The following is a 25169-nucleotide window of genomic DNA, read 5'->3' as shown; positions in this document are numbered from 1 at the left end:
GGAGCCGGGTTCTCCCCGCCGTGCACTGAAAATGTTAGCGGGAACAGTTTGCGATAACAAGAGTTTCGTCGGGGGATTCATCCGAGGTGCCGCCGACCACCCCGGCCGCGCCGAAGCGCCGCCGATCGGCGTCGGCCCGCGCCCGCGCCCGCGCCCGATGCGATGAGCACCCGACGCGGGGACGAGCCGTGCTGCCGTGGGCCGGTGCGAGGCGCGGACGGATCCGAACCCCGCACCGACCGTACGGCGTCAGTTGCAGCGGGCCGGCGGAGTCGCCACGGTGAACGACGTGGCGCCGTCCTTCGTGCCGCTCACGACGGCGTCGACCGACAGCGTGCCGGCATCGACCGTCTGCGCGCGGGTCGAGAAGGTCGCCGATGCCGTCTTGCCCGCGGCGACGGTCAGCTTCTTGCTGCCGTAGGCACCCGCGACCGTGACGTCTGCGGAGACGGTGTCCCCGTTGGTCACGGTGACGAACTGCGTGACCTTGCCGGCCACGCAACGGTTCGAGACGGCGGCGGAGAGGTCGAGACCCAGGGTCACTGCCTGCGACGTCGAAGCGGTCACGCGAGCGTCGGTGTAGCCGTCGTAGCGAGCCGTCACCGAGCGGACCGTGGCGGGGACCTCGACCGAGGCGGTGCGCTTGTCGAGCTTCACCGTCTGCGTCCACCCCTCGCCCGTGAAGGTCACGGTGCCCGCCACATCGCCGCGGTCGGCAGCGGCCACGGTGGCCGTGGCCGTGCGGCCCTGGTGGGTGAGCGTCGTGGTCGACGAGACCGCCTTGACGGCGCTCCACTCGCGCATGGCGGTGAGCACCGACTGGCTGACACTCACAAACGACCCGTGACGGGGGCTCGCGGGCAGACCGCCGACCGGGCGGACGTTCCAGTCCGCGCGGCGCGACAGGCGGTCGTTCTGCGTGCTGCTGGCGATCTGGTCGCCGGTGGTGACGAACGCCCGGTACCCGCCGGCGCCGAAGTTGTCGACGAGGAAGGCGTAGCCGTTGCCGCCGGCGTTGTTCGGGTCGCCCTCGTTGAGCTTGACGATCTGCGGCCCCTCGCCCTGCTGGCCCGTCTCGAGCGCCGTCATGTTGGTGTCCGTCAGCTGCCAGGTCGTCTCGGGGTCGGCGTTCCAGTTCGAGCGCGTCGTGGGGGCGGTCAGCACCTTCGACCGTTCGAGGAAGATGTCCTTGCCGGCCTCCAGACCATCGGCCGCGCCACCCTCCTCGTTCTTGGTGAAGCGGTAGTAGTAGTCGCCGATCTTCTGCACCGTCGAGTCGATGCGCGCGAAGCCGGTGTTCTGCCACTCGGTGGGCGGGTAGGTGAACGTCTTGAAGTCGCGCGTGAGCACGTAGAAGACGCGGGCGTGGAGGTTGTTGCCGTTGGTGTGCGACGCGTCGGCGTACAGGCGCGACGAGAAGTGCACCACGTACGTCTGCAGCGCGTCGTCCCAGTACGCCTCGGGCGCCCACGTCATACCGGCCTCGGGCTGGTTGATCGTGATGCCCTCGTTCGCACCGTTCGTGCGCGTCCACTGCACGAGGTCGGTGGACTCCCACACCTCGATCTTGAGCGAGCCGTTCGACTGCGCCGGGCCCCAGCCCGTGCCGCAGCTGATGCAGAGGTCGGTGGCGACCATGTAGTACTTGTCGCCGTCCTTCGACCGCAGGATGTACGGGTCGCGCAGACCCTTCGTGTCGGTCGTCGAGGTGATGACGGGTGAGCCGCCGTTCACGGGAGAGAACGAGAAGAAGTCGTTGCCGTTCGTCGCGGCCTGGTAGATCTTCTCGTCGCTGTCGGACTTGAAGTACGCGGCCGCGTAGCCGGCGTCCGGAGCCCAGCGACCCTTCTCGGCGACGGTCACCTCGAACGACTTCTGGGCGGACTGCCCGTTGAGGGTCGCCGTCGCGGTCAGGGTGACCTTCGCGTCGCCCGCACCATAGGCGGGGCGTGCGACGATCCCTCCGCCGCGGAACGGGTCGGCCGCGCCGACCGCTGGCGCCGAGTAGGCGGCGTCGGTCGAGGTGACCAGCGCCGGGTTCGACGAGGTCCAGGTGATGGCAGCGCCGTTGACGGCACCCTTGGTCGCCAGCGGCAGGTTCTCCGTCGTGCGGGATGCCAGAGAGATGGCATCCAGATCGGTCGAGACGTTCGGGGCGATGACGGTGACGTCGAAGGTGAGCACGCCGAGCGAGCTCGTGGCCGTGAGGGTGACCGGGGTGTTGGTCGTGATCGAGCGCGAGACCACACCGGTGGTCGACACCACGGCCGGGTTCGACGACGCCCACGACAGGGCGACGCCGTTCACGGATGCCGCGAGGTTGAGGTTGCTCGAGACGTTGTCGAGCGACGTGTTGGAACGCAGCATCGTGGCCGCGACATCGCCGCGCAGCAGGGCGGCGGTCGTCGACGACTTCTGCGACGACGTGGGCATGCTCGCTCCGACCTGCTCGGAGGTCAGGGCGGCATCCCAGAACTTGACGTCGCTGACGTCGGCGCGCAGCAGCGCGTCGCCCTGGTAGAGCGAGCGACCCAGGTACCCGAGCACGTTGCCCGAGGGGATGATCGAGCTGAGCGAGTTCGCGTGCGTCACGGTCGAGATGACGCTGCCGTCGCGGTACACCGTCAGCGTGTTGCCCGAGCCGACCATCGTGAGGGTGGTGAAGCCGGGGTTGAGTCCGCCGCCGGCCGGCATGCGGGTCTCGCCGTTGCTGCTGCCGGTCTTGACGCGGATGGCCGCGAGCACCTGGTCGGTGTAACCGCCCTGCGCCGAGCGCGGGCTGAGGAAGATGTGGTTGCCGAGCTGTGTGGTGTTCCACGGGCCGACGCCGTCGCCGATCACCCAGCCGAAGCTGTTGGCCGCACTCGAGGCCGCGACGGTGTACTCGACCGTGAAGTCGTTGTCGGTGCCGGTGACGAGGCCCTTGGGCAGCGCCGCATAGCCGTCCGCCTTGAACCGCAGCACGGCGTCGCCGGCGGCGTCGGCGAACGACGCGTCGGTGAGGCCGGTCAACGAGGCGTTTCGTCCGTTGCCCGAGACGTCGAGCAGCGAGGTGGCGGAGTGCGACATGTCGTAGTGGGCGGTGGGTGCCGGCACGTCGGCCGCGTGGGCGGCGGGGGCGACGAGGCTCATCGTCGAGGCGACGAGCACGCCGGTCAACGATGCGGTGAGCGCCTTGACCGCGCGACGTGGGCGCGCAGCGCCGGGTGGGCGGGTGGCCGATGATCTCATCATCGAGACCTTTCTCTGGGTTGTGGGGGCAGAACCGAAAGGAGAGGCGAGCGGGGGTCGAGAGCAGGCACGTCACCGCTTCGGGAGGGGGATGTGCACTCGGGTCGGGTCCAGGGGAACGGCAGCAGCGCCACGCCGAGGACGGACACCGATGTCAGTCATGACGTTAGCGGTAACTGTTGACGTAGACAACGTCTCCGCACCTCGGAGCCGCACCCCACCGGCCGCCCTGGTATCGGCGTCTCGCCGGCGGCGTCCGTTCAGGACGATGCCGCCGCCGTCGACTCCCGCACGATGAGCGAGGGCTTCACGAGCGAATGACTCAGGTCGTCGCTGCCGTTGATCGCCGCGACGATGCACTCCAGCGCCCGCTCCCCGAGGGCGGAGAAGTCCTGCCGCACCGTGGTCAGCGGCGGGGAGAAGTGCTTCGCCTCCGAGAGATCGTCGAAGCCGACGACGCTGACGTCACCGGGCACCCGGATGCCGCGATCCGCCAGACCGTGGATGACGCCGAGGGCGATCTGGTCGTTGGCCGCGAACACCGCGGTGACGTCGCCCCACTCCGCAGTCGAGGCGTAGCGGTATCCCGAATCCGACGTCCACTCGCCCACCACCGACCTGCCCCGGGCGGCGGGTGCGTCGCGCAGGGTGTCGTGCCACGCCTGCTGGCGTTCGCGCGCGTCGAGCCAGTCCTGCGGCCCGGCGAGGTGCACGAGCGAGACGTGACCGAGGTCGAGCAGGTGCTCCACCGCCAGGCGGGCTCCGGCCCGCTGATCGACGCCGACCGTGTGCCACATGGCATCCGCTTCCGACTTGATGACGACGACGGGCAGGCCGGTCGGCTGCTCGCGCAGGGCGTCGAGCGACGACGCGCGCGGAGCGATGACGCAGAGGGCGTCGATGCCCTGGGTCGCCAGCTCCATGACCCCCGAGCGGATGTGCGCGTCGCCGTCGTCGATGCCGAACGCGCTCACCGCGTAGCCCGCCGTCCGGGCGGCCTGCTCCAGGGCCCGGAGGGTGTTGTTCGGTCCGTTCTCGATGGGCGCGTCCACGAGCACCCCGATGCGACGCCCCGTCCGGGTGGCGAGCGCGTGTGCGATGTTGTTGCGGGTGTAGTTGAGCTCTTCGATGGCATCCAGCACCCGGGCCCGCGTGTCGTCGCGGATGTTGGGCTGGTCGTTCAGCACGCGCGACACGGTCATGTGCGAGACCCCGGCCTGGCGCGCGACGTCGTAGACGCTCGGCCTGCGCCACCGTCGTTGCGAGCGTCCGCGGTCGGAAGACTCCGGCATTGCTTATCGATTCCCCTCTGACGGGATGCGGTGGGCACCGGCGGGCGGATCATCGCCCGCCTGCGGCGCCTCGAGACGAGGGAGAGGCGGATGCCGTGGCCCCGGACGATACGCGAGGGCCGCTGAACCGGGCGGAAGGGTCCGCCCTCCCGCCCGGTTCAGCGGCGATCCGTCACCGGCAGCTGACCGCGGCGAACTCCGCGTTCACGGTGCGTGTGCCGGACGGCCCCGTCGCGGTGACCTCGACCGACCCGGCAGCGACCTGCGAGGCGCGGATCGTGGACGTGGTGGAGACCGTGGCGCCGGGGGCGACCGCGGTGTGGGTCTTGGAGCCCCACGCCGACGTGATGGCGATGGTGGCCGCGGCGTCGCTGTCGTTGGTCGCCCGCGTGACCAGCACCACCTTGCCCGCCATGCAGCGCGCCGAGGCCACGGCGGTGACCGCGGGTCCGGGAGGAGCCGTCGCCGTCACGGTCGCCACGGCCGGCGTGGCCGCCGAGTTCGCCAGCTGCCCGCGCACCTGGACGGTGTCACCGGCCTTCTTCAGCGATGACAGGTCGGCTTTCTCCCAGGTCACGGCCACCGTCTCGCGGTGCCCGTCCTTGAAGGTCGCCTGCACGGTGCCGGGAAGCGAGACCTCGGTGGAGCCGGCCGGAACGGTGGCGGCGACCGGGTCGACCGACGTCACGAGCAGCGACGGGTTCCACTTCGCCGCGAGCGCGTCGCGCTCCTTCGCCGTGATCGCGAGGATCGAACCGTGTCGCGGCGAGGCCGGCAGCGAGAAGCTGCTCGGGATCGTCCACTGGATGTCGCCCTCGAGGGAGTTCGTCCCCAGCGGGATGTATCCGCGGCCGCCGTAGTTGTCGACCCAGAGGAAGTACTTGTACCCGGCGCGGTCGCCCTCGTTGGCCTTGAAGATCTCGGGGCCTTCGACCTCGGGGGTCCCGGCGTTGCGGCCAATGCAGGTGTCGATGAGCGACCAGGCACCCGACTCGGTGGTGGCGCGGAGGTTCGTCGACTTCTGCCCGATGATGTCGGGCGACGGGCAGCCGCTCGTCTGCGTCGCCTTCGTGAAGCGGTAGTAGGTGTCGCCCTCCTTGAGCACGGTCGAGTCGATGAGGCCGTTGCCCTGGTTCAGCCCCGCCACGTCCTTCGCCTTGAACCACGGCTGCGGCGTCGTGAAGTCGCGGAAGTCGCGGGTGGTGGAGATGAGGATCTGCGGACCGTTGCCGTCGGCGACCGTGCGAGCGGCACCGTCGGTGAACAGCGTCGAGGTCCAGTAGACGGTGTACGCCCCGATGCTGTCGTCGTAGATCGCCTCGGGCGCCCACGTCATGCCGGCATTGGGCAGGTTGACCTCGATGTGACGCTGCTCGCCCCAGTTGACGAGGTCGGTGGACTCCCAGATCTCGAGGAAGTGGCTTCCACGGTCGGTGGCGCCGCCCCAGCCGGACGTGCCGACCGAGAGGTCGGTGGCGAGGAGGAAGAAGCGGTCGCCCTCTTTCGAGCGCAGGATGAACGGGTCGCGCAGGCCCTGGGTGCCCTTCGTGGAGGTGAGGACGGGCTGTGCGTCGTTGAGCGTCTTCCAGCGCAGCGAGTCGTTGCCGTCAGAGGTGGCGAAGCGGATCTTCTCCCCTTCGACGTTGTCGCCCGTGAAGTAGGCGAAGAGGTACGCGTCGAGGTCGCCCGCGGCGACCGGCGCCGCGGCCGGCACCGTGCGGGTGAGCTCCCGCGTGACCGGGGTGGCCCCCGTGACGGTGACGGTCGCGGTCAGGGTGACCTGGGTGTCGGCGGCGGGACGGGTGACCGCGCCCTTGGCGATGACGTTCGGGGCGGTGCCTGTGTCGGTGCTGGAGATGACCGCCTCGTTCGATGAGGCCCAGGTGATGCTCGCGCCCGAAGCGCCCGCGCGGGCCTTGGTCGCGTCGAGATCGGCTCCGGTCGAGGGCAGCGTGACGTTGCCGCGGATGGGACCCGCCAGGGCCGGGTCGGCGGCGACGGCGTCGGCGACCGCGCGGGCGAGCTCGGCCTCAGCGCTGTCGCCCTGGGCGTATGCCGGCACCTTCACCGTGATGCCGGCACCCGTCACGGCGATGCCGCCGTGGGTGGCGGTGGGAGTCAGCACGACGGTGGCGTCCGGGGAGCCCGCGGCGGGGCGCACGACGGCGCCGGTGGTGCTCACCACGCCGGGGGCGCTCGAGGTCCAGCTGATCGCCGATCCCCCCGCGCCGGTGGTCGGCAGCGACAGGTCGGTCGTGACGTTCGAGGTGTCGCCGAGCGAGACGGTCGCGTCTCCGCGCGCGATGGCGGTGTGCACATCGCTCTCGGACTGCTGCAGCTGGCCCGCGGTCAATGCCGAGGTCCACACCTTCACGTCGTCGATGGCGCCGGCCCAGTAGGCATCCGGGCCGTAGAAGGACTTGCCGAGGTAGCCCGAGAAGGTCGAGCTGCCGATTGCCGCTGCGGCGGTGTGCGTGGTGGCCGCCTGACCGACGAGGGCACCGTCGAGGTAGGTGGACACGGTCTTGCCGCCCGATACGACGACGGCCATGTGCACCCAACGCGATGCCGCGACCGGCGCGGTGCCCGAGGCGCGCACCTCGTAACCGCTCTTGATCGCGCCGTAGCCGGAGTTGCCGCACTGCGTGGTCGCGAGCACATGGGCGTCGACGCTGGAACCGAGCGTGAACGGCCAGGTGCACTGCGGCGCGCCGCTCCAGTTGATCCACGCCGACATCGTGACGTCGGCGGTTCCCGCCGGAATCAGGCCGGGGGCGATGCGCACGTGCGGCGCAGCAGAGGTGTTCGCCCCGCCGGGCAGCGACAGCGCGAGGTCGCCCGCCGCGCCGGTGGGCCCCGCGACGCTCGACGCGCCGCCGTTGACGATCATGCCGGGGTGCGCGCCGGGAGCGGCGTCGGCGACGACCGCGCCGTTCGCCGGACGGGCGTCGAGCTGGTCGAAGGTGTATTCCAGCGCAGGAGCCGGCGCGGTCTCGGCCGCGCTCGCGGCGGGCACGCTCGCTCCGACCATCGATGCGATGGACGCCGCGGTCAGGGCGAGGGCCAGCGCAGTGCGCCCTCGCCGAGGGGGCGCGGTGCGCGCCGATGAGATCTGTGTCATCGTCTCCTCCTCGAGACATGAATGGCGAAGTCCGTCCGCCGGGCCCGGTGCGGGATTCACCGAGCGTGTTCAATGTTATCGCTCACATAGGCCGAGGGCAAGAGTCGGGCGCAGCGGATACCTACGAAAAACGAACCGACCCGCCGCATCCGGGGGCCGGTCTCCCACGTCACGCGTCGTGGATGCCGCGCCTGCGCGCTGCTGACGATCACCGCCCCGCGGCGGCGTGCGTCGCGATCTCGCTCGCGCTGAGTGCGCGGGTGTGGACAGCCGCCCATTGGATGGTGCCGGTGAAGAAGCTTGACGGGTTCGTGGTCCAGTTGACGAGGTTGCCGCATCCGACGCGCCAGAAACCGGTGTAGTTCTGGCCCGTGGTGGTGCCGGCGGTGCCCACCAGCGCACCGTCGACGTAGAACGCCGCTCCCGCGCTCGAGAGCGTCGCGGCGACGTGGTGCCACGCGCCGTCGGCGTACGACCGCCCCGGCGGGGTCGCGATCACGACCGTGGCGTCGGGGAACAGTCCGAAGTTCAGCCGTCCCGCCGTGTCGATGTAGATGTGGCGGTCCCATTTGTCGTCGTCGCTCGTCGCGGAGTCGCCGAAGCCCATGATCTTGCCCGAGGTCTTCGATGTCGTCGAGAACCACGCCTCGATAGTGAACACGTTCGAGGGGTTCTGACGCCCCGGCACGTACAGGCACTGCGAGCCGTCGAAGACGACGGCTCTGCGGGTCTGGTCGCGCGTGCAGGCGTTGCTCGTGGTCGTCGTCATCGACTTGCGGTACGTCCCCGTGCGCGCGTTCCCGGAGACATCGCTCTCGGTGGTGAACAGTCCCAGCCCCAGAAGTCCCGTGCCCTCGACCGAGTAGGCGGCGTAGGTGTCTCTCCTGGCCAGCGTGTTCACGCTCTGCACCGCGCCTCGGCAGGTGAAGTAGCTGTTGGTCCCGGCCGAAGCGTTGTCGTTCTTGATCGACGCGGCGAAGGCGGCGTGCGAGGTCGACACCGAGGTGAGGATGACGACCAGCAGCACCGTGACGATCGCGATGGGCACCAGGATCGAGCCGCGGGCCCGTCGGTCGGGCCGCGAGCGCAGGCCCCCCGCGACAGCCACGGGGTCTTCGGCGCGGAGGAGGAGCGACGCGAAGAACGGCACGAGGCAGAACACGATGAGCAGCACCCGCACCGGCCAGTCGGGGTCGGGGGTGGGAGAGAGGGCGTACGCGCCCGACGCGAGCTTGTCGGTGGAGAGGATGACGCCGTCCTCGCCGCTGACCAGCCGCGTCGCCCCCGCCACCACGGGGAACAGGCCCGTGTTGACGATGTGCATGAGCGCTCCGCTGCCGTCGTCGGCGGCGCGAAAGTCCATCATCTGCACGTTGAACCAGGGCCGCAGCCACAGCGACAGCGCGGAGACGGCGAGCGACATCCCCGTCAGCCGGAGACCGACGCGCCACCCGCGACGCCGCCCGCCGACCAGCCGGGCGACGGCCTCGACGATGAGTCCGGCGAGGAAGAGCAGCGGCGCGGCCTTGAGGAGGAATCCGAGACCCGGGACGATGGCGACGACCGTGCCGACGATCTGGTCGGGGAGGAGCTGCCAGGCGTCGGGTGAGCCGTTCAGGTCGCCCTGGGTGATGAAGCGACCGTCCTGCTCGCCGACGATGCGGTGCGTGACCGTGCGCCCGTCGACCACGAAGGTGACGACGTCGCCGATCGCGTAGGACGGCTTCGGGTGGGCGACGACGAGCGTGCCGACCGGGGCCGTCTCGGCCATGCTCGCCGTCTCGATGACGAAGAGGCGGGCCCCGGTCACCGACAGCACCGTGGCGATCACGGCCGCGAGGACGGCGATAATGATCGCCACCGCGAGCGTTGCTCGGCGGTTCCCTCGGGGCGTGATCGCCACGGTGCTGTCTGTCATGGGGTTCGGGTCCCCCGGATCAGGAGTTGAAGGTCCAGGTGAGCACCTGCGACGCCTTGAGCCCCTGATAGGTGTTGTCCGCGCCGGCGGGCATGGTCACGGCGAAGCTGAAGGACAGGGTCGAGCCGGCCGCGAGCGAGGTGGTGGTGGTCTTCGCGAGGATGTCGACGGGGGCGGTGAACCCCGAGAGCGGACCGGAGTAGATCGTCGACGCGCCGGAGGTGATGACGAGGGTCATCTTCGTGCACAGGTCGGTGGCCGAGCCGTTGACGGTGCCGTTGGCGGCCTGCGAGCACGCGCCGGGGGTGAGGCTGAAGGTCTTGGCGGCGACCGTGCCGGTGTTAGTGATCGAGATGTTCGTGGTGACCGTCTGGCCGGGGACCATCGTGGTGCTGCCGCCGTACTTGTTGATCGTGGAACAGGTGGCGGAGTTGGTCGAGATCGAGCCGCCGTCGGTGCTGTTGCAGCGCACGGTGCCGTCGGCGTTCGACTCCTGCATGCTGAGGACGCCGGTCGCGGCCGAGTTGACGGTGTTCTGGATGGATGCCGTGAAGGCGGCGACCGTCGGCGAGAGGCCGAGCGCCAGGATGAGCGAGGCGACGCTACCGGCGAGGACGACGGGCAGGACGAGGCGGCGACGGGCGGCCGTGGGCTTGGTCACGTGTTCTTCTCCTTGATGAGGTGGAGCCGGCGTTTCCCGCCGCACTCAGGAAGGTAGGGAGCGCACCGCTGGGCGGGGTGAGGGCGCCACCAGCGAATCCTGAGGTCCTCCATAGGATTCTCACAACGCATCTTTTGCGCCGGTCTTTGCGCAAGGAAAGCGCAACGACGCCTCATCAATGACCCGATCCGTTCATTCATCTACGCCTTCGCGCGCGCGTTTCGGCGCACAGTGCCGGCTGCTGGCATCCTGAGATTCCGCCCGACCGCTTCGAGGACCCGATGCCGACCGCCGCCCTGTTCCACATCCGCGATGCCCGCCCGAATGCACCGCACTATCAAGACCTGCTCGACGACCTGAACGCCGGCGCCCTGACCGCATTGCGCGACGCCGGGTGGCACGCGACTCTGCATGCCGCGGCCGAGCAGCCGCTCGACGACCTCCTGGGGGTGGCCCGATCGGCCGATGTCGTCGTGATCCTCGGCGGCGAAGACGTCGACCCCCGCGCCTACGGCGCGAGTGACTCACGACCCGAGTGGACGCCCTACGACACCGCGGCCGACGACGCGCAGCTGGCGATCATCCGCGACACCGTCGCCGCCGGGCGCCCGCTCCTCGGAATCTGCCGCGGCATGCAGCTCGTCAACGTCGCCTTCGGCGGCACCCTCCACCAGCACATCGACGGGCACCGCGGTTCCAAGAGCGAGCCCTTCGTCGCCACCGCGGTCGGCTTCGACCACCCCGACCCGATGTCGACGGCCGGCGACCACCTCTGCAGCCACCACCAGTCGCTCGACCGCCTCGGCGAGGGCTTGGATGCCACGGCGCGCGCCGCCGACGGCACCATCGAGGCCGTCCGGCACCGCGGGCTGCCCGTTCGGGCGTATCAGTGGCACCTCGAGCACCCGCGGTCGGCCGCCCGCCAGCTCGTGCCGGCGATGGCCGCGCTGCTCGCGACGGCGACGGCGTGACCGCCCGGCTTAGTCGAGCAGCAGCGCGGGCTCCTCGAGAACGGATGCCACGTCGGCGATGAAGCGCGAGATGCCGTCGCCGTCGACCACGCGGTGATCGAACGAGCCCGACACCGTGGTCACCCAGCGGGGGCGCACCTCGCCGTCGACGACCCACGGCTTCTGGCGGATCGCGCCGAGGGCGATGATGCCGGCCTCGCCGGGGTTGATGATCGGGGTGCCGGCATCCACCCCGAACACGCCGATGTTGGTGATCGTGAACGTGCCGCCGGTCTGGTCGGCCGGGCTCGTCTTGCCCTCGCGCGCGGTGAGCGTGAGGTGCTCGAGCGCCTTGGCGAGCTCGCGCGTGTTCATCGCCTGCGCGTCCTTGATGTTGGGCACGAGCAGGCCGCGCGGGGTGGCCGCGGCGATGCCGAGGTTGACGTAGTGACGCACGCTAATCTGCGCGCCGGCGTCGGTGTCGACCCAGGCGGCGTTGATCATGGGCGTGCGGCGCAGCGCCCAGATCACCGCGCGGGCCATGATCAGCAGCGGCGAGATTTTCACGTCGGCGAAGTCGGGCGAGGCCTTCAGGCGCTTGACCAGTTCCATGGTGCGCGAGGCGTCGACGTCGACCCACACCGACACGTGCGGCGCGGAGTACGCACTCGAGGTCATCGCCGAGGCGGTGGCCTTGCGTACGCCACGGACGGGGATCGACTCCTCGCGCGCGTCGGCGACCGGGGCCGGCGCGGGCGGGGCGGGAACGGGAATGGTCTCCTCGCGCACGGCGCCCCACGCGGGCGTCTCGATGTTGCGGAAGACGCTGGCCTGCTCGGCGTGCTTTACGACGTCGTCGCGGGTCACCTCGCCGGCGGGACCGCTCGGCGTGACGGCGGAGAGGTCGACGCCGAGGTCGCGCGCGAGCTTGCGGATCGGGGGCTTCGCGACGACGCCGACGGACGCCTTGACCGGGCGCTCCGCGGACGGTCCCTGAGCTTGTCGAAGGGTCCGACGCCGCGACGACACCGCGCCGCCCGTGCCGTAGCCGACGAGCACCGCCCCGCCGGGGTCGCTGGGCTCGGGAACGGTGGTCGGGGCCGACGGCGCCGCGGGCGCGGCATCCGCAGACCCGATCGTGATGATCGGGGCGCCGACCTCGACGGTGGCCCCCTCGGATGCCAGCAGCTCGCCCACCGTGCCGGAGTACGGCGAGGGCAGCTCGACGAGCGACTTGGCCGTCTCGATCTCGACGATCACGTCGTTGACGGCGACGGTGTCACCGGGCGCGACGCGCCACTGCACGATCTCGGCCTCGGTGAGGCCTTCTCCGACATCGGGGAGAACGAAGGTCTGATCGGTCACGGTGTGTCCTTTGCTCGGGAGCCAGCTTGGCACCGGCGTCGCCGCAACGGAATGCTCCGGCGGGAGACGGGCCTCGGCGTCGAGGGGTGGATGGGTCAGTAGGCCAGAGACCGGTCGACGGCCTCGAGGATGCGGTCGGCGTCGGGCAGGTACGTGCCCTCGAGCTTCGCGGGCGGGAACGGCACGTCGAAGCCCGAGACCCGCAGCACCGGCGCCTCGAGCGCGAAGAACGCCTTCTCCATCACGGTGGCGGCGATCTCGGAGCCGAGCGAGGTGAAGCCCGGCGCCTCCTGCGCGTAGACCATGCGGCCGGTGCGGCGCACCGAATCCAACAGCGGGCCGTAGTCGACGGGCGAGAGCGAGCGCAGGTCGATGACCTCGCAGCTCGTGCCCTCGCTCTCGGCGAGCGCGGCCGCCTGCAGCAGGGTCGTGACCATGGCTCCGTGACCGACCAGGGTCACGTCGGTGCCGCGGCGGACGATGCGGCTGGCATGGAGCGGCAGAGCCGGCGCCGTCGTGTCGACCTCGCCCTTCTGCCAGTACTTGGCCTTGGGCTCGAAGAACACCACCGGGTCGGGCGAGTCGATGGCCTGCTGGATCATCCAGTAGGCGTCGTTCGCGTTCGAGGGGCTGACCACGCGCAGGCCCGGGGTGTGCGTGAAGTACGCCTCGGGGCTCTCCTGATGGTGCTCGACCGCGCCGATGTGCCCGCCGTAGGGGATGCGGATGACGACGGGCATCTGCAACGCGCCCTCGTGGCGGTTCGTGAGCTTCGCCAGCTGCGAGGTGATCTGGTCGAACGCGGGGAAGACGAAGCCGTCGAACTGGATCTCGAGCACGGGCCGGAAGCCGCCCATCGCGAGACCGATCGCGCTGCCGACGATGCCCGATTCCGCCAGCGGCGAGTCGATCACGCGGCGCGGCCCGAAGTCTTTCTGCAGGCCCTCGGTCACGCGGAAGACGCCGCCGAGCGGACCGATGTCCTCGCCCATGAGCAGCACACGGTCATTGGTCTCGAGCGCGCGACGCAGGCCCGCGTTCAGCGCCCGGCTGATCGGCAGGTTCTCGCTCACTGGGCGCCCCCTTCCATCGACGCCTCGTAGTCGTCGAGCCAGCGCTGCTCCTCCTGGATCAGCGCGTGCGCCTCGGAGTAGACGCTCTCGAACATGTGCGAGCGCGGGATCGCACCGAGCTCGTTCGTGCGCACGCGCACGTCGTTCGCGAGCGCCGCACCCTCGGCATCCGCATCGTCGAAGAACTGCTGCGAGGCGCCGCGCCCCTCGAGGTAGGTGCGCATGCGGGCGATCGGGTCGCGCAAGGCCCACGCCTTCTCTTCGTCGGAGGTGCGGTACTTGGTGGGGTCGTCGCTGGTCGTGTGTGCGCCCATGCGGTAGGTCATCGCCTCGATCGCCCGGGGGCCGCCGCCGGCGCGGGCCTCGTCGAGGGCGACCTTCGACACCGCGTAGCTGGCGAGCACGTCGTTTCCGTCGACCTGCAGGCTCGGGATGCCGTAGCCCTCACCGCGCTTGTACAGCGGCGAGCGCGACTGCGTGGCGACGGGCACCGAGATGGCCCACTGGTTGTTCTGCAGGAAGAACACCTGCGGGGTCTGGAAGCTGGCCGCGAACACCATGGCCTCGTGCACGTCACCCTGGCTGGAGGCGCCATCGCCGTAGTAGACGATGACGGCCTCGTCGCGCTCGGGATCGCCCGTGCCGCACTTGCCGTCGAACACCAGGCCCATGCCGTAGCCCGCGGCGTGCAGCGTCTGCGCGCCGAGCACGAGCGTGTAGATGTGGGTGTTGCCGTTCTTGGGGTCGGTCGGGTCCCACCCGCCGTGCGTGAGTCCGCGCATCAGGCGGATGATGTCGAGCGGGTCGACGCCGCGGATGCGGGTGACCACGTGCTCGCGATACGAGGGGAAGATGTGGTCCTGCGCGCGAGCGGCGCGGGCCGAGCCGACCTGCGCCGCCTCCTGCCCGAACGACGGCGGCCACAGGGCCAGCTGGCCCTGGCGCTGCAGATTGGTCGCCTGCACGTCGAACGCGCGGATCGAGACCATGTCGCGGTAGAAGGTCTCGAGTTCGGCGTCGGTCAGGGCGTCGATGAGCGGCAGGTAGCGCTCGGCGGCGGGCGTGGGCGCCAGCGTGCCGTCGGCTGCCAGAACGCGCACGAGAGCGGGGTCGTCGAGCGGGGTCATTCCCCCACGCTAACGCCCGGCCCATGCATGCGACCGCATGAGGTGCACAACGGATGCCGGAATTCGCCGTCGACGTGTGACAAACGGATGCCGCCACGTCTCCGGTGGGGACGACCCGGGTCAGCCCGCGGCGGTGGCGGCGGCGACCTCGACGATGCGGTCGAGCGACTCCTCTTCCCCGATGGAGATGCGGATGCCGTCGCCCGCGAACGGGCGCACGATGAGCCCGGCCGCATCGAACGCGGCGGCCACCTCGAGCGTGCGCTCGCCCGCGGCGAGCCAGACGAAGTTGCCCTGCGCGTCGGGCACGTCCCACCCGGTCTCGCGCAGGCGGTCGACCAGCCGATCGCGCCGCGCGGCGATCACCGAGACCCGGTGCAGCAGCTCGCTCTCGGCATCCAGGCTCGCCAGCGCCGCCGCCTCGCCCGCGGCCGTGACCGACAGCGGGATGGCCGTGCTGCGGGCGGCGTCGAGCACCGCCTGGTTGCCGATGGCGTAGCCCACGCGCAGGCCCGCCAGGCCGTACGCCTTCGAGAAGGTGCGGAGCACCACGATGTTGGGCCGGTCGAGCACGGCACGCACGCGACCGCCCTCGACCGAGCCGCGGTCGGTGACGAACTCGCCGTAGGCCTCGTCGAGCACGATGAGCACGTCGCGCGGCACGTCGTCGACGAAGGCCGCGAACTCGTCGTAGCCGACGGTCGTGCCGGTGGGATTGTTGGGGCTGCACACGATCACCAGCCGGGTGCGCTCGGTCACGGCGGCGGCCATGGCCGGCAGGTCGTGACGGGCGTCGGCGGTGAGCGACACCTGCACGCTGGTCGCACCGGCCACCGCGACGAGCGAGGGGTAGGCCTCGAACGAGCGCCAGGCGTAGACGACCTCGTCGCCGGGGCCCGAAGTCGCCAGCAGCAGCTGCGCGAGCAGCGAGACGCTACCCGCACCGACGTGCACCTCGTCGGGCGAGACGCCGTACCGCGCGGCGAGACGCTCGCGCAGGCGTGCGGCCGTGGCATCCGGGTATCTGTTGAAGGCGCCGGTGGCGTGGACCGCCTCGAGCACACCGGGAAGCGGCTCGAAGGGGTTCTCGTTGCTCGAGAGCTTGAAGGCGTCGGGGCTGGCTTGGCGACCCTGCCGGTACGCCGGCAGGGCGGCGATCTCGGGGCGGATCCGGGGCAGCACCTTCTCGTCACTCACCCCGCGAGCCTATCCGCGGGGCCGCCGGTTTCGTCAGCCCCTCCTCCACAGGTGCAACGCCCTGACGGTGACCGCCCGTGCGTGCCAGGGTGGGGGCATGCGCTTCGTCGTCCGCGTCGCCGTCAACGCCTTCGCCATCTGGATCGTCACCCTGCTGCCCGCCCTGCAGGTGCGGCTCATCCCCTTCGCCCCCGGCGAGTGGGGGCAGGTGCTGCTCACGCTGCTTCTCGTGGGGCTGATCTTCGCGCTCGTGAACAGCATCGTCGGCACGGTGGTGAAGATCGTGGCGATCCCGCTCTACATCCTCACGCTCGGTCTCATCTCGCTGATCATCAACGGGTTCCTGCTGTGGCTGACCGCGGTCATCACCGAGAACTGGGACTGGGGGCTTCGCACCGGCGAGTTCTGGCTCACGGTGATCGCCGCCCTGCTGATCGGCATCATCAACGCCGTGCTCGGCGGCATCCTGCGTCCGCGGCGCGAGGAGCGGGAGCGCCGCTGACGCCGCCCGCGCGCCACAGCCCCGGTCCCTGAGCCTGTCGAAGGGACCGCACCCCGCGCGCGCCCGGAGGCTCCGACGGGCCCGGCCTCCTCAGAAATCGGATGCCATTGCCTCGCGCATCCACACGCGAACCGAGGTCCCTGAGCTTGTCGAAGGGACCGCACCCCGCGCGCGCCCGGACGCCCCGACGGGCTCAGCCTCCTCAGGAACCGGATGCCATTGCCCCGCGCATCCACACGCGAACCGAGGTCCCTGAGCCTGTCGAAGGGACCGCGACCCGCGTGCGCCGGACGCCCCGACCGACCCCGTGCGCCCCGCCCCCAATCGACGGGTGCGGTCGCGGCCCGTCCCCGCCATGATGGAGGGATGACCGCGAGTGCCGACGCGCCCTTCCGCGTCGTGTTCGTCTGCAGCGGCAACATCTGCCGGTCGCCGATGGCCGATGTGGTGTTCCGGCATCTTGCGGAGGCCTCGGGCCTCGGCGCCCGCATCGCGTCGAGTTCGGCCGGCACGGGCGATTGGCACGTCGGCGAGCGCGCCGATCACCGCACGCTCGCAGCGCTCGACCGCCTCGGATACGACGGGGCCGCTCACCGCGCGCGGCAGTTCCAGTCCGCGGATTTCACCCGCAACGACCTCGTCGTCGCCCTCGACCGCAGCCACGAGCGCGTCCTGCGCGGGTGGGCGCGTGACGACGACGACACCGACAAGATCGCGCTGCTGCAGTCGTTCCTGCCGGATGCCGAGACCCTCGACGTGCCCGACCCGTACTACGCCGGGGCCCCGATGTTCGACGAGGTGCTCGGTATGATCGAGCGAGCCAGCCGCGCCCTGTTCCGGCAGCTCGAGCCCGCCATCCGTTCCGCGGGCTGACCCTTTCGCGCGACCCCCGGGAGACCCGTGTCCTCTCTGCCTCCGCAGCCCCTCAGCCCGCTCGACGGCCGGTACTTCGCCACCGTGTCGGAGATCGGCGACTACCTGTCGGAGGCGGGCCTGAACCGCGCCCGCGTCGAGGTCGAGGTCGAATGGCTGCTCGCCCTCACCGACCGTTCGCTGTTCGGCACGTCGCCGGTGTCGGATGCCGACCGTGCGCGCCTGCGTGCGCTGTACGAGGAGTTCGGCGCCGACGAGATCGCGTGGCTCGCCGCGAAAGAAGCCGTCACGCGCCACGATGTGAAGGCCGTCGAGTACCTCGTGCGCGACCGTCTCGACAGCCTCGGGCTCACCGCCCTGGCCGAGCTGACGCACTTCGCGTGCACCAGCGAAGACATCAACTCCACCGCCTACGCCCTCACCGTCAAGCGCGCGGTCGAGCGGGTGTGGCTGCCCAAGCTCCGCGCCGTCACCGCCGCCCTGACCGAGCTCGCGGTGCAGCACCGCGACGCCGCGATGCTCTCGCGCACCCACGGCCAGCCCGCCACGCCCACCACGATGGGCAAGGAGATCGGCGTCTTCGCGTGGCGCCTCGAGCGCGTCATCCGTCAGCTGGATGCCGGGGAGTACCTCGCGAAGTTCTCGGGGGCCACCGGCACCTGGTCGGCGCACGTCGCCGCCGAGCCCGAGGTCGACTGGCCGTCGCTGACGCGCGCCTTCATCGAGTCGCTCGGCCTCGGCTTCAACGAGGTGACGACGCAGATCGAGTCGCACGACTGGCAGGTCGAGCTGTACGACCGGGCGCGGCACGCGGGCGGCATCCTGCACAACCTCGCCACCGACATCTGGACCTACATCTCGCTCGGGTACTTCACCCAGATTCCCGTCGCCGGGGCCACCGGCTCGTCGACGATGCCGCACAAGATCAACCCGATCCGGTTCGAGAACGCCGAGGCCAACCTCGAGATCGCCGGCGGATTGTTCAGCACCCTGGCATCCACCCTGGTGACGAGCCGCCTGCAGCGCGACCTCACCGACTCCACGACGCAGCGCAACATCGGCGTCGCCTTCGGCCACTCGCTGCTCGCACTCGACAACCTGCAGCGGGGTCTCACCGAGATCTCGCTCGCCGAAGACGTGCTGCTGGCCGACCTCGACGTGAACTGGGAGGTGCTCGCCGAGGCCATCCAGACCGTGGTGCGCGCCGAGATCGCCGCGGGTCGATCGCAGATCACCGACCCCTACGCCCTGCTCAAAGACCTCACGCGCGGTCGCCGGGTCGGCGCCCCCGAGCTGGCGGAGTTCGTGCGCGGCCTCGACATCGGGGATGCCGCGAAGGAGCGCCTGCTCGCCCTCACGCCCGCGACGTATGCGGGGCTGGCGTCGCGGGTGGTCGACGCGCTGTAAGGCGCCACCAGCCGCGACACACGCGGGGCAGGCGGTCGTCGAGATCGACGGACCGGTCCCCGGGCGTGCACAACGGCGGACTTTCCTACCGACACGCCGTCCAGACCGATCCCGACACGGCGTGTCTTCCACGACCTCCGCCGTTGTGCACGGCCCTTCTCGCGCGGCGGACTCACCGCCCGGCGGCGGCCGCACGCCGCCCCGCGGCACCCGCACGCCGCCCCGCGGCACCCGCACGCCGCCCGGACGTGCACAACGGCGGAAGTCTCCGCCGACATGCCGGCCCATCCCACCCCCACACGGCGTGTCCTCCACCACCTCGGCCGTTGTGCACGGCCCGACCGGCACGGCGCATACACCGCCGCGCGGAGGTCGCGTGCGGCGAGAGCACGCGCCCGTCTCGGGGGCCTGGCAGCTGTCCCGCACCGCTCCCCGCGGTGCCCCGCACCCCACGCCCGGGGCGTTCGCGCGGAGAAAGCACTGGACGTCGCGCATCGCCGACTCCTAATGTTGACGTCAACACACCCCCACCACGGCTCCGGCCGTCATGCGCCGCATCGTCGCGGCGCGGATCGGAACAGACGCGATGACGCCTCGACGCCCCTCCTTCACACGCCGACTCCTCGCGGCCGCAACGACGGCCGTCCTCGCCGGGACCCTGGCATCCCCCCTCAGCGCGGCTGCCGCGAACGGGGTCGCCACCGACCCGAACGACGGCGTCCCGCGCGTCGACCCGCCCGTGACGTACACGAACTTCCAGCCCCTGGCCGACCCCGGAGCGAGTGCGGCGACCTACTTCCAGCCGAAGTGGTACGACACCGACGGGCGTCACATCCAGGCGCACGGCGGCCAGGTCGTGACCACGGAGGAAGACGGCGAGACCGTCTACTACTGGTACGGCGAAGACCGCACGAACGGTTACTGGAACAGCCCCGGCGTCGCCGTCTACCGCTCGACGGATGCCCGGAACTGGACCAACCTGGGCGATGCGCTGCGCAGCATCTCGACCCGTGACGAGCTGCTCACGCCCTACTTCGAGAACCTCTACGACACCGTCGACGACAACGGTCAGCCCCGCACCGAGAAGATCGACGCCCTGGCGTACCACCTGAACTCGACGCAGAACTCCGACTACACCGCGATCTTCGAGCGCCCCAAGGTCCTGCACAACGAGAAGACCGGACAGTGGGTCATGTGGTGGCACGCCGACGGGCGCATCGCCCCCGGCGGCAGCACGTACGCCCGATCGATGGCGGCGGTCGCCGTGTCGGATTCCCCCGCGGGCCCCTTCCGCATGACGGGCGCGTTCCGCATGCCGAACCGCCAGGACTACCAGGCGTGCACGCAGTACGCCGTGCCCGGTCAGGCGCGCGACATGACGGTGTTCCAGGATGACGACGGCAAGGCGTACATCTCGTACTCGTCGGAGGAGAACTACACGCTCTACGTCGCCGAACTCGACGACTCGTATACGAACGTCACGCACACCACCGATTCCGACACGCTCGACGTGAACCAGTACTCCGAAGACGGCCGCTACCCGTACGTCTTCGCCGACGGCACGCCCGAGGCGCCGGTGCGCGGCGAGGACTTCCAGATCGTCAAGGAGTGCGGACACCTCGAGGCCCCCGCCATCTTCGAGCGCGACGGCACGTACAGCGTCATCACGTCGGGAGCGACCGGATGGGCACCCAACCCGCAGACCTACTACACGACGAAGAACCTGATGGGCACGTGGATCCGCGGCATCGAAGCGGATGACGCCAACGAGACGGTGTCGTACAACTCGATCCCCGACGGCGGCGACGGTCTGCTGTCGGTCGGTGACGCCCGCCGCACCACCTTCGGGTCGCAGACCACCAACGTGTTCGAGCTCGAGCCCGGCAAGTTCGTCTACATGGGCGACCGGTGGAACGAGGGCAAGTCCGACTCCACCTACGTCTGGCTGCCGCTGACGGTGGGCGAGAACGGTCGCCTCGAGATGCACAACCCCGCGGCCGAGGACCCCGCCCGTTACGCCGACGGCTGGGACGCCTCGTACTGGGATGACAAGGGCTTCGGCCGCGGAACGTGGAAGGTCGCAGACGACCGCCTGCCCGACACGGTCCGCCGCGGCACGTCGGCCACGTTGCCCACGACGGTCGCCGTCGAGGTGGACGGGCGGCGCACCGACGTCGGCGTCACCTGGACGACGCTCGACACCGGCCGCCTGGGCACCCGCACGCTCACGGGCACCCTCGCCGCAGACGCCCACTTCACCGCCGGCCGCACCTTCACCCGCACCGTTGACGTGGTCGAGCCCGGTGTCGTGCAAATCGCTCCCGAGGCCTCCGTCTCGGCATCCCACCGCAACGACCTCGCCCGCACGGTCATCGACGGTCGCACCTCCAAGGGCTGGGACGACTGGTCCAGCAGCGGCTACCCCCGCGACAGCTGGCTCGCTTTCGAGTGGGACACCGCTCGCGCGATCGACTCGGTCGTCGTCGACACCTACAAAGACGGCGCCACCGCCACCTGGCCCTCGCGCATCGAGGTGCAGTACCGCGACGCGAACGGCGCGTGGGTGAGCTCGCAGGTGGCCGCGACCGTCGCTCAGGATGCCACGCAGCCGGCGCCCGTCGTCACCCTCGACACGCGCGCGCTCGCGCCGATGAGCGCCCTCCGCCTGCGCATGACCACGCAGACGAACACCTGGCAGTCGATCGCCGAGGTGTCGATCTGGGGCCAGGCCGGCGTGCCCAACGTCTGCCGCGCGAGCGACGCCACCGTGGCGGCGTCGTTCTGGCAGACCCGTTATGAGGTCATGACGCCGAACCTCGCCTGCGACGGCCGGCGCGGTACCTCGTGGTCGACGTGGAGCGACACCGCCCTGAAAGACAGCGCGACGTTCACCCTCACCACCGGGAGCGCGCACGGCATCGGCGGCGTCGAGTTCACGAACATCGAGGGCAAGGTCACCGGCGTGAGCGCGGAGTACCGCGCCGCCGACGGCACGTGGACCCCGGTGACAGTGGTCGGCGCCGCCCCCGCCGTCGTGAACAACGCCAAGACGGTCCTGCGCTTCGAAGCGGTACGCGCCACCGGGCTGCGGGTGACCTTCGCCACTCCCGGCTCGTACCTGAAGATCCCCGAGATCGTGGTGCCGGAGGTCGTCGTGCCGCCGAAGGCCGCCGCGACGGTCACCTCGCGGTGCATCAGCGGGCGCGTGACGCTGGTCACCACGGTGCGCAACGCAGAGTCGACGCCAGTGAACGTCGAGGTGTCGTCACCGTGGGGTCGCCGGACGCTGACGGCGATGCAGCCCGGCCAGACCGCCTCGATCGCGCAGTCCACGCGCGCGACGTCGATCGACGCGGGCACCGTCACGGTGACCACCTCGGCGGGAGACGCGAGCGGATCCCAGGAGGTGGCGTTCACCGCCCGCACCTGCCGCTGACCGACCCGACGCCCGGCCCGGCACGCGCCCCCACGCGTACCGGGTCGGGCGTCGTCCGTGCGCGGCGGGGCCGCGTCAATGCCGGGCGTCGCGCGAGAGCGAGCGCGTATGGGGCGGGCGGTGTGGGTGAGGCGAGCACCGCGTGTGAGGCGGGCGCCGCGTAAACGCCGGGCGCCGCATGAGGCGGGCGTCGGGGTGCGCCGAGCGCCGCGGACGCGCCGAGCGCCGCGTGTGGGACGGGGGCCGCATGAGTCGGGCGTCGCGTGTGAGTCGGGCGCCGGGTGGCACAGGAGCCTCGTGCGCGGCAATGCAGCGCTAGAGCGTGGACGCCCTGCCGCGACCGGGAGAATGGATGCCATGCGCGCGATGATCATGGACACCCTGGCCGAGCCGCTCGAAGTGCGCGACGTCGCGGCGCCGAGCGCACCGGCCGGCGGAGTGGTGGTCGAGGTGTTCGCCACGGGGCTGTGCAAGAGCGACTGGCACGCCTGGGTCGGCCATGACGACGTCGCCCTTCCGCACGTCCCCGGCCACGAGCTGGCGGGCGTGATCGTCGAGGTCGGCGCCGGCGTGCAGCGTTGGCAGGTCGGTGACCGCGTCACCGTGCCCTTCGTGATGGGCTGCGGCGCGTGCGAGTGGTGCCGGAGCGGCAACGCCCAGGTGTGCCCCGATCAGCAGCAGCCCGGCTTCACGCAGTGGGGCTCGTTCGCCGAGCGCGTGGTGTTGCGCGCCGCCGACACGAACGTCGTGCGCATCCCCGACGGTGTCTCGTTCGAGGCGGCGGCGGCTCTCGGATGCCGCTTCGCCACCGCGTACCGCGCCCTCACCGGCCGCGCGCGCATTCAGGCGGGCGAATGGGTCACGGTCGTCGGGGCCGGGGGCGTGGGCCTGAGCGCCGTCATGATCGCCGCAGCCCTGGGCGCCCGTGTGATCGCCGTCGACCGCACCCCCGCCGCACTCGATGCCGCGCGCCGGCTGGGCGCGGAGCACACGCTGATCGCCGACGGCGCCGGCATCCCCGCCGCAGTGCACGAGATCACCGGCGGCGGCAGCCACGTGTCGGTCGATGCGGTGGGCAGCGCGCAGACGGCGCGCGACGCCGTGCTGAGCCTGCGCCGCCGGGGCCGCCACGTGCAGGTCGGCCTGCTCCCCACGGCCGACGGCATGAGCGCCATGCCGATGGCCCGCGTGATCGCGTGGGAGCTCGACCTGCTGGGCAGTCACGGCATGGCCGCGGCGGACTACCCCGCGATGCTCGCGCTCATCGAGAGCGGCGCCCTTCGCCCGCAGGAACTCATCGAGCGGGTGGTCGGCCTCGGCGAGGCCGCCGAACTGCTGCGGACCATGGACACCGCGTCACCCGCCGGTATGACGATGATCGACCCGCGGCGCGCCTGACCGCCGCGGGCGCGGTGGCCGGCGCGCCTCACCGGCGCCGTGACCGACGCGTGACGTCGGGAGGAGATGGAGCGACGGGAGGGCCGAAAGCCCTCTATGCGTCCTCCGCTCGTCCCTGCCCCTCCCTTCGTCACCGCGAAGAGCCACCGCGAAGAGCCACCACGAGCATCGAAGAAGACGCGAGGCGCGGCGGATCACCGCACGCGCCCCGCGGGGCGTCAGGCCTTCGGCGCGGCGTCGCCCTCGTCGGGCTTGTCGACAGGCCGCTCGGCCGATGCGTCCGCGGCACCGGGGGCCGTGGCATCCGGAGTGTCCTTGGGCAGCAGCAGCGGACGATCCACCGTCTGCGTGACCTTCGACGGGTCGACGGCGAGCAGCATGAGGGCGACGCTCACGAGTACGACGATGAAGGTCGCGCCGGCGGCGACGAGCGCGACGACGAGGGCGTTCTGGATCTGGTCGGCGGGACGCGTCTGGAAGAACCCCATCGACATGAGGGTGACGAAACCGGCGAACAGGGCGGCGACGAAGGCCAGTCCGAGCAGCTGTACGGGCTTCATCAGGTCTTTACGCGTGGTGGGCTTGTCGGTCATGACGCGGCCTCCTCGGGGGATACGGCCGGAACGGGCTCGGGGCGACGCGGCGAGAAGCCCGCGATCGCGAGGAACACGGCGACGACCGCCGCGTACCCGCCGAAGAGTCCCACGGCGATGGTGATGCCGGTCAACGTGAACGAACCCGCACCGGTGATGTCGTAATCGAGCGCGTACTGCATGGGGGTGAGCAGCAGCACGGCCGCCAGCACGAGACCCAGGATGCCGATGAGCACGCCGTCGCGCACGCCGGCGGTGCGGCCGGCCTTGCGGTCGCGCAGTGCGCCGAGCAGCTCGATGAGTCCCGACACGAGCGCCCAGGCGATCACCACGGCGAAGAAGACGCCGGTCGTGCGCCAGGCGCCGACGCTGGAGACGAGCCCCGCGATGATCGAGACGGATGCCAGGAGCACGGGGACCATGCGCTCGTCGCGCGGGAACACCAGCCACGCGGCAATCGCGAACGCGAGTCCGGTCGCGAGTGCGAATCCGCTGAACACGCCGAGCCCCAGGGGTGCGGAGTGGTCGGACGAGAAGGTGACCATGACGGCCGCGAGCGCCGCGAAAGCGGCGCGGGCGAGCTGCAGGTGGCGGACGTCGAAGGCGCGCGCGGAGGAGGAAGTGGTCACGGAGGGTCCCGGAAGAGCGGAATGGATGAGGCCAAGTCTATTCCTCGGGGGCTGAGCGCCCTCCGAGGAAGCACGACATCGAGCGACGTGAGCCCCCGCCGCAACCGGTCCCTTACTGCGAAAGCAAGAATGGGTGTTCTTTCGGTCACATCGGCCGCAAGGACCGCACCCAGACCCGTAGTTTCGTGCCACGGCACCGGTTTTCGAGGCGATGCCGACTGAACGCCGCGCTGCGGTCCGGGGCGTGTGGGGGCGTCCCGGCCCGTAGGACGGCGCACGTTCGAGCGTGGCGCGCCGGCAGCGTGCTCCGGAATCCCCGCCCGGCGCGGATCACTCACCGCCGAAGAGACGGTGGCTGCTTCCGGGCGTCCGATCGCGAACCGGCAGTGGGCGGGG

At 70.8% G+C, this 25169-nt stretch carries 17 protein-coding genes; 6 read left to right on the top strand and 11 right to left on the bottom strand.

Going from position 1 to position 25169, the window contains the following annotated elements; genetic code table 11:
• Positions 1-249: 249 nt before the first annotated feature.
• From QE410_RS16995 to QE410_RS16975, 5 genes are all read right to left on the bottom strand, one after another.
• Positions 250-3234 (bottom strand): immunoglobulin-like domain-containing protein, encoded by a 2985-nt coding sequence (locus QE410_RS16995; RefSeq protein WP_307334239.1) that lies wholly within the window; start codon positions 3232-3234, stop codon positions 250-252.
• Positions 3235-3491: 257 nt separating this feature from the next.
• Positions 3492-4523, bottom strand: a complete 1032-nt coding sequence (locus QE410_RS16990) for a LacI family DNA-binding transcriptional regulator (RefSeq protein WP_307334236.1) — start codon at positions 4521-4523, stop codon at positions 3492-3494.
• A 172-nt stretch (positions 4524-4695) separates the two neighbouring features.
• Positions 4696-7644 carry an immunoglobulin-like domain-containing protein gene (locus QE410_RS16985; RefSeq protein ID WP_307334232.1) on the bottom strand — a complete coding sequence of 983 codons (2949 nt, stop codon included), beginning with the start codon at positions 7642-7644 and terminating at the stop codon, positions 4696-4698.
• A gap of 208 nt (positions 7645-7852) precedes the next feature.
• Positions 7853-9562 carry a signal peptidase I gene (locus tag QE410_RS16980; protein ID WP_307334228.1) on the bottom strand — a complete coding sequence of 570 codons (1710 nt, stop codon included), beginning with the start codon at positions 9560-9562 and terminating at the stop codon, positions 7853-7855.
• A gap of 19 nt (positions 9563-9581) precedes the next feature.
• Positions 9582-10223, bottom strand: coding sequence for a hypothetical protein (locus QE410_RS16975; RefSeq protein ID WP_307334225.1), 642 nt, complete (start codon positions 10221-10223; stop codon positions 9582-9584).
• A 281-nt stretch (positions 10224-10504) separates the two neighbouring features.
• On the opposite strand from QE410_RS16975, the gene QE410_RS16970 reads away from it, so the two are divergent.
• Positions 10505-11194, top strand: coding sequence for a gamma-glutamyl-gamma-aminobutyrate hydrolase family protein (locus tag QE410_RS16970; RefSeq protein WP_307334223.1), 690 nt, complete (start codon positions 10505-10507; stop codon positions 11192-11194).
• Between the two features lie 9 nt (positions 11195-11203).
• Here the strand turns inward: QE410_RS16970 and QE410_RS16965 are convergent, their stop codons facing one another.
• The 4 genes from QE410_RS16965 to QE410_RS16950 form a co-directional block, all read right to left on the bottom strand.
• Positions 11204-12538 (bottom strand): dihydrolipoamide acetyltransferase family protein, encoded by a 1335-nt coding sequence (locus QE410_RS16965; RefSeq protein ID WP_307334219.1) that lies wholly within the window; start codon positions 12536-12538, stop codon positions 11204-11206.
• A 95-nt stretch (positions 12539-12633) separates the two neighbouring features.
• Positions 12634-13611 (bottom strand): alpha-ketoacid dehydrogenase subunit beta, encoded by a 978-nt coding sequence (locus QE410_RS16960; protein ID WP_307334217.1) that lies wholly within the window; start codon positions 13609-13611, stop codon positions 12634-12636.
• Positions 13608-14738, bottom strand: a complete 1131-nt coding sequence (locus QE410_RS16955; protein ID WP_307334214.1) for a thiamine pyrophosphate-dependent enzyme — start codon at positions 14736-14738, stop codon at positions 13608-13610. The genes QE410_RS16960 and QE410_RS16955 overlap by 4 nt, the downstream gene beginning before the upstream one ends.
• Positions 14739-14858: 120 nt before the next feature.
• Positions 14859-15935, bottom strand: coding sequence for a histidinol-phosphate transaminase (locus QE410_RS16950; RefSeq protein ID WP_307334211.1), 1077 nt, complete (start codon positions 15933-15935; stop codon positions 14859-14861).
• Between the two features lie 97 nt (positions 15936-16032).
• Between QE410_RS16950 and QE410_RS16945 the strand changes: the two genes are divergently transcribed.
• The 5 genes from QE410_RS16945 (at position 16033) to QE410_RS16925 (ending at position 23551) form a co-directional block, all read left to right on the top strand.
• On the top strand, positions 16033-16437 hold the full coding sequence (locus QE410_RS16945; RefSeq protein WP_307334208.1) for a phage holin family protein: 405 nt from the start codon (positions 16033-16035) through the stop codon (positions 16435-16437).
• Between the two features lie 366 nt (positions 16438-16803).
• On the top strand, positions 16804-17310 hold the full coding sequence (locus tag QE410_RS16940; protein WP_307334206.1) for a low molecular weight protein-tyrosine-phosphatase: 507 nt from the start codon (positions 16804-16806) through the stop codon (positions 17308-17310).
• A gap of 27 nt (positions 17311-17337) precedes the next feature.
• On the top strand, positions 17338-18717 hold the full coding sequence (purB, locus tag QE410_RS16935; protein ID WP_307334204.1) for an adenylosuccinate lyase: 1380 nt from the start codon (positions 17338-17340) through the stop codon (positions 18715-18717).
• A gap of 586 nt (positions 18718-19303) precedes the next feature.
• Positions 19304-22153, top strand: a complete 2850-nt coding sequence (locus QE410_RS16930; protein WP_307334201.1) for a discoidin domain-containing protein — start codon at positions 19304-19306, stop codon at positions 22151-22153.
• 357 nt (positions 22154-22510) lie between these two features.
• Complete coding sequence (locus QE410_RS16925; protein ID WP_307334198.1) at positions 22511-23551, top strand: zinc-dependent alcohol dehydrogenase family protein; 1041 nt, start codon at positions 22511-22513, stop codon at positions 23549-23551.
• Positions 23552-23769: 218 nt separating this feature from the next.
• Here the strand turns inward: QE410_RS16925 and QE410_RS16920 are convergent, their stop codons facing one another.
• Both QE410_RS16920 and QE410_RS16915 read right to left on the bottom strand, forming a co-directional pair.
• Entirely contained in the window at positions 23770-24144 is a 375-nt protein-coding gene (locus QE410_RS16920) for an amino acid transporter (RefSeq protein WP_307334195.1), read from the bottom strand.
• Entirely contained in the window at positions 24141-24773 is a 633-nt protein-coding gene (locus tag QE410_RS16915) for an acyl-CoA synthetase (RefSeq protein WP_307334192.1), read from the bottom strand. The genes QE410_RS16920 and QE410_RS16915 overlap by 4 nt, the downstream gene beginning before the upstream one ends.
• Positions 24774-25169: the final 396 nt, after the last annotated feature.

Source organism: Microbacterium sp. SORGH_AS_1204 (genome assembly GCF_030818935.1).
Lineage (GTDB): Bacteria > Actinomycetota > Actinomycetes > Actinomycetales > Microbacteriaceae > Microbacterium.
Note: the sequence above shows the minus strand (reverse complement) of the source record. Positions and strands in the feature narration are given on the sequence as shown.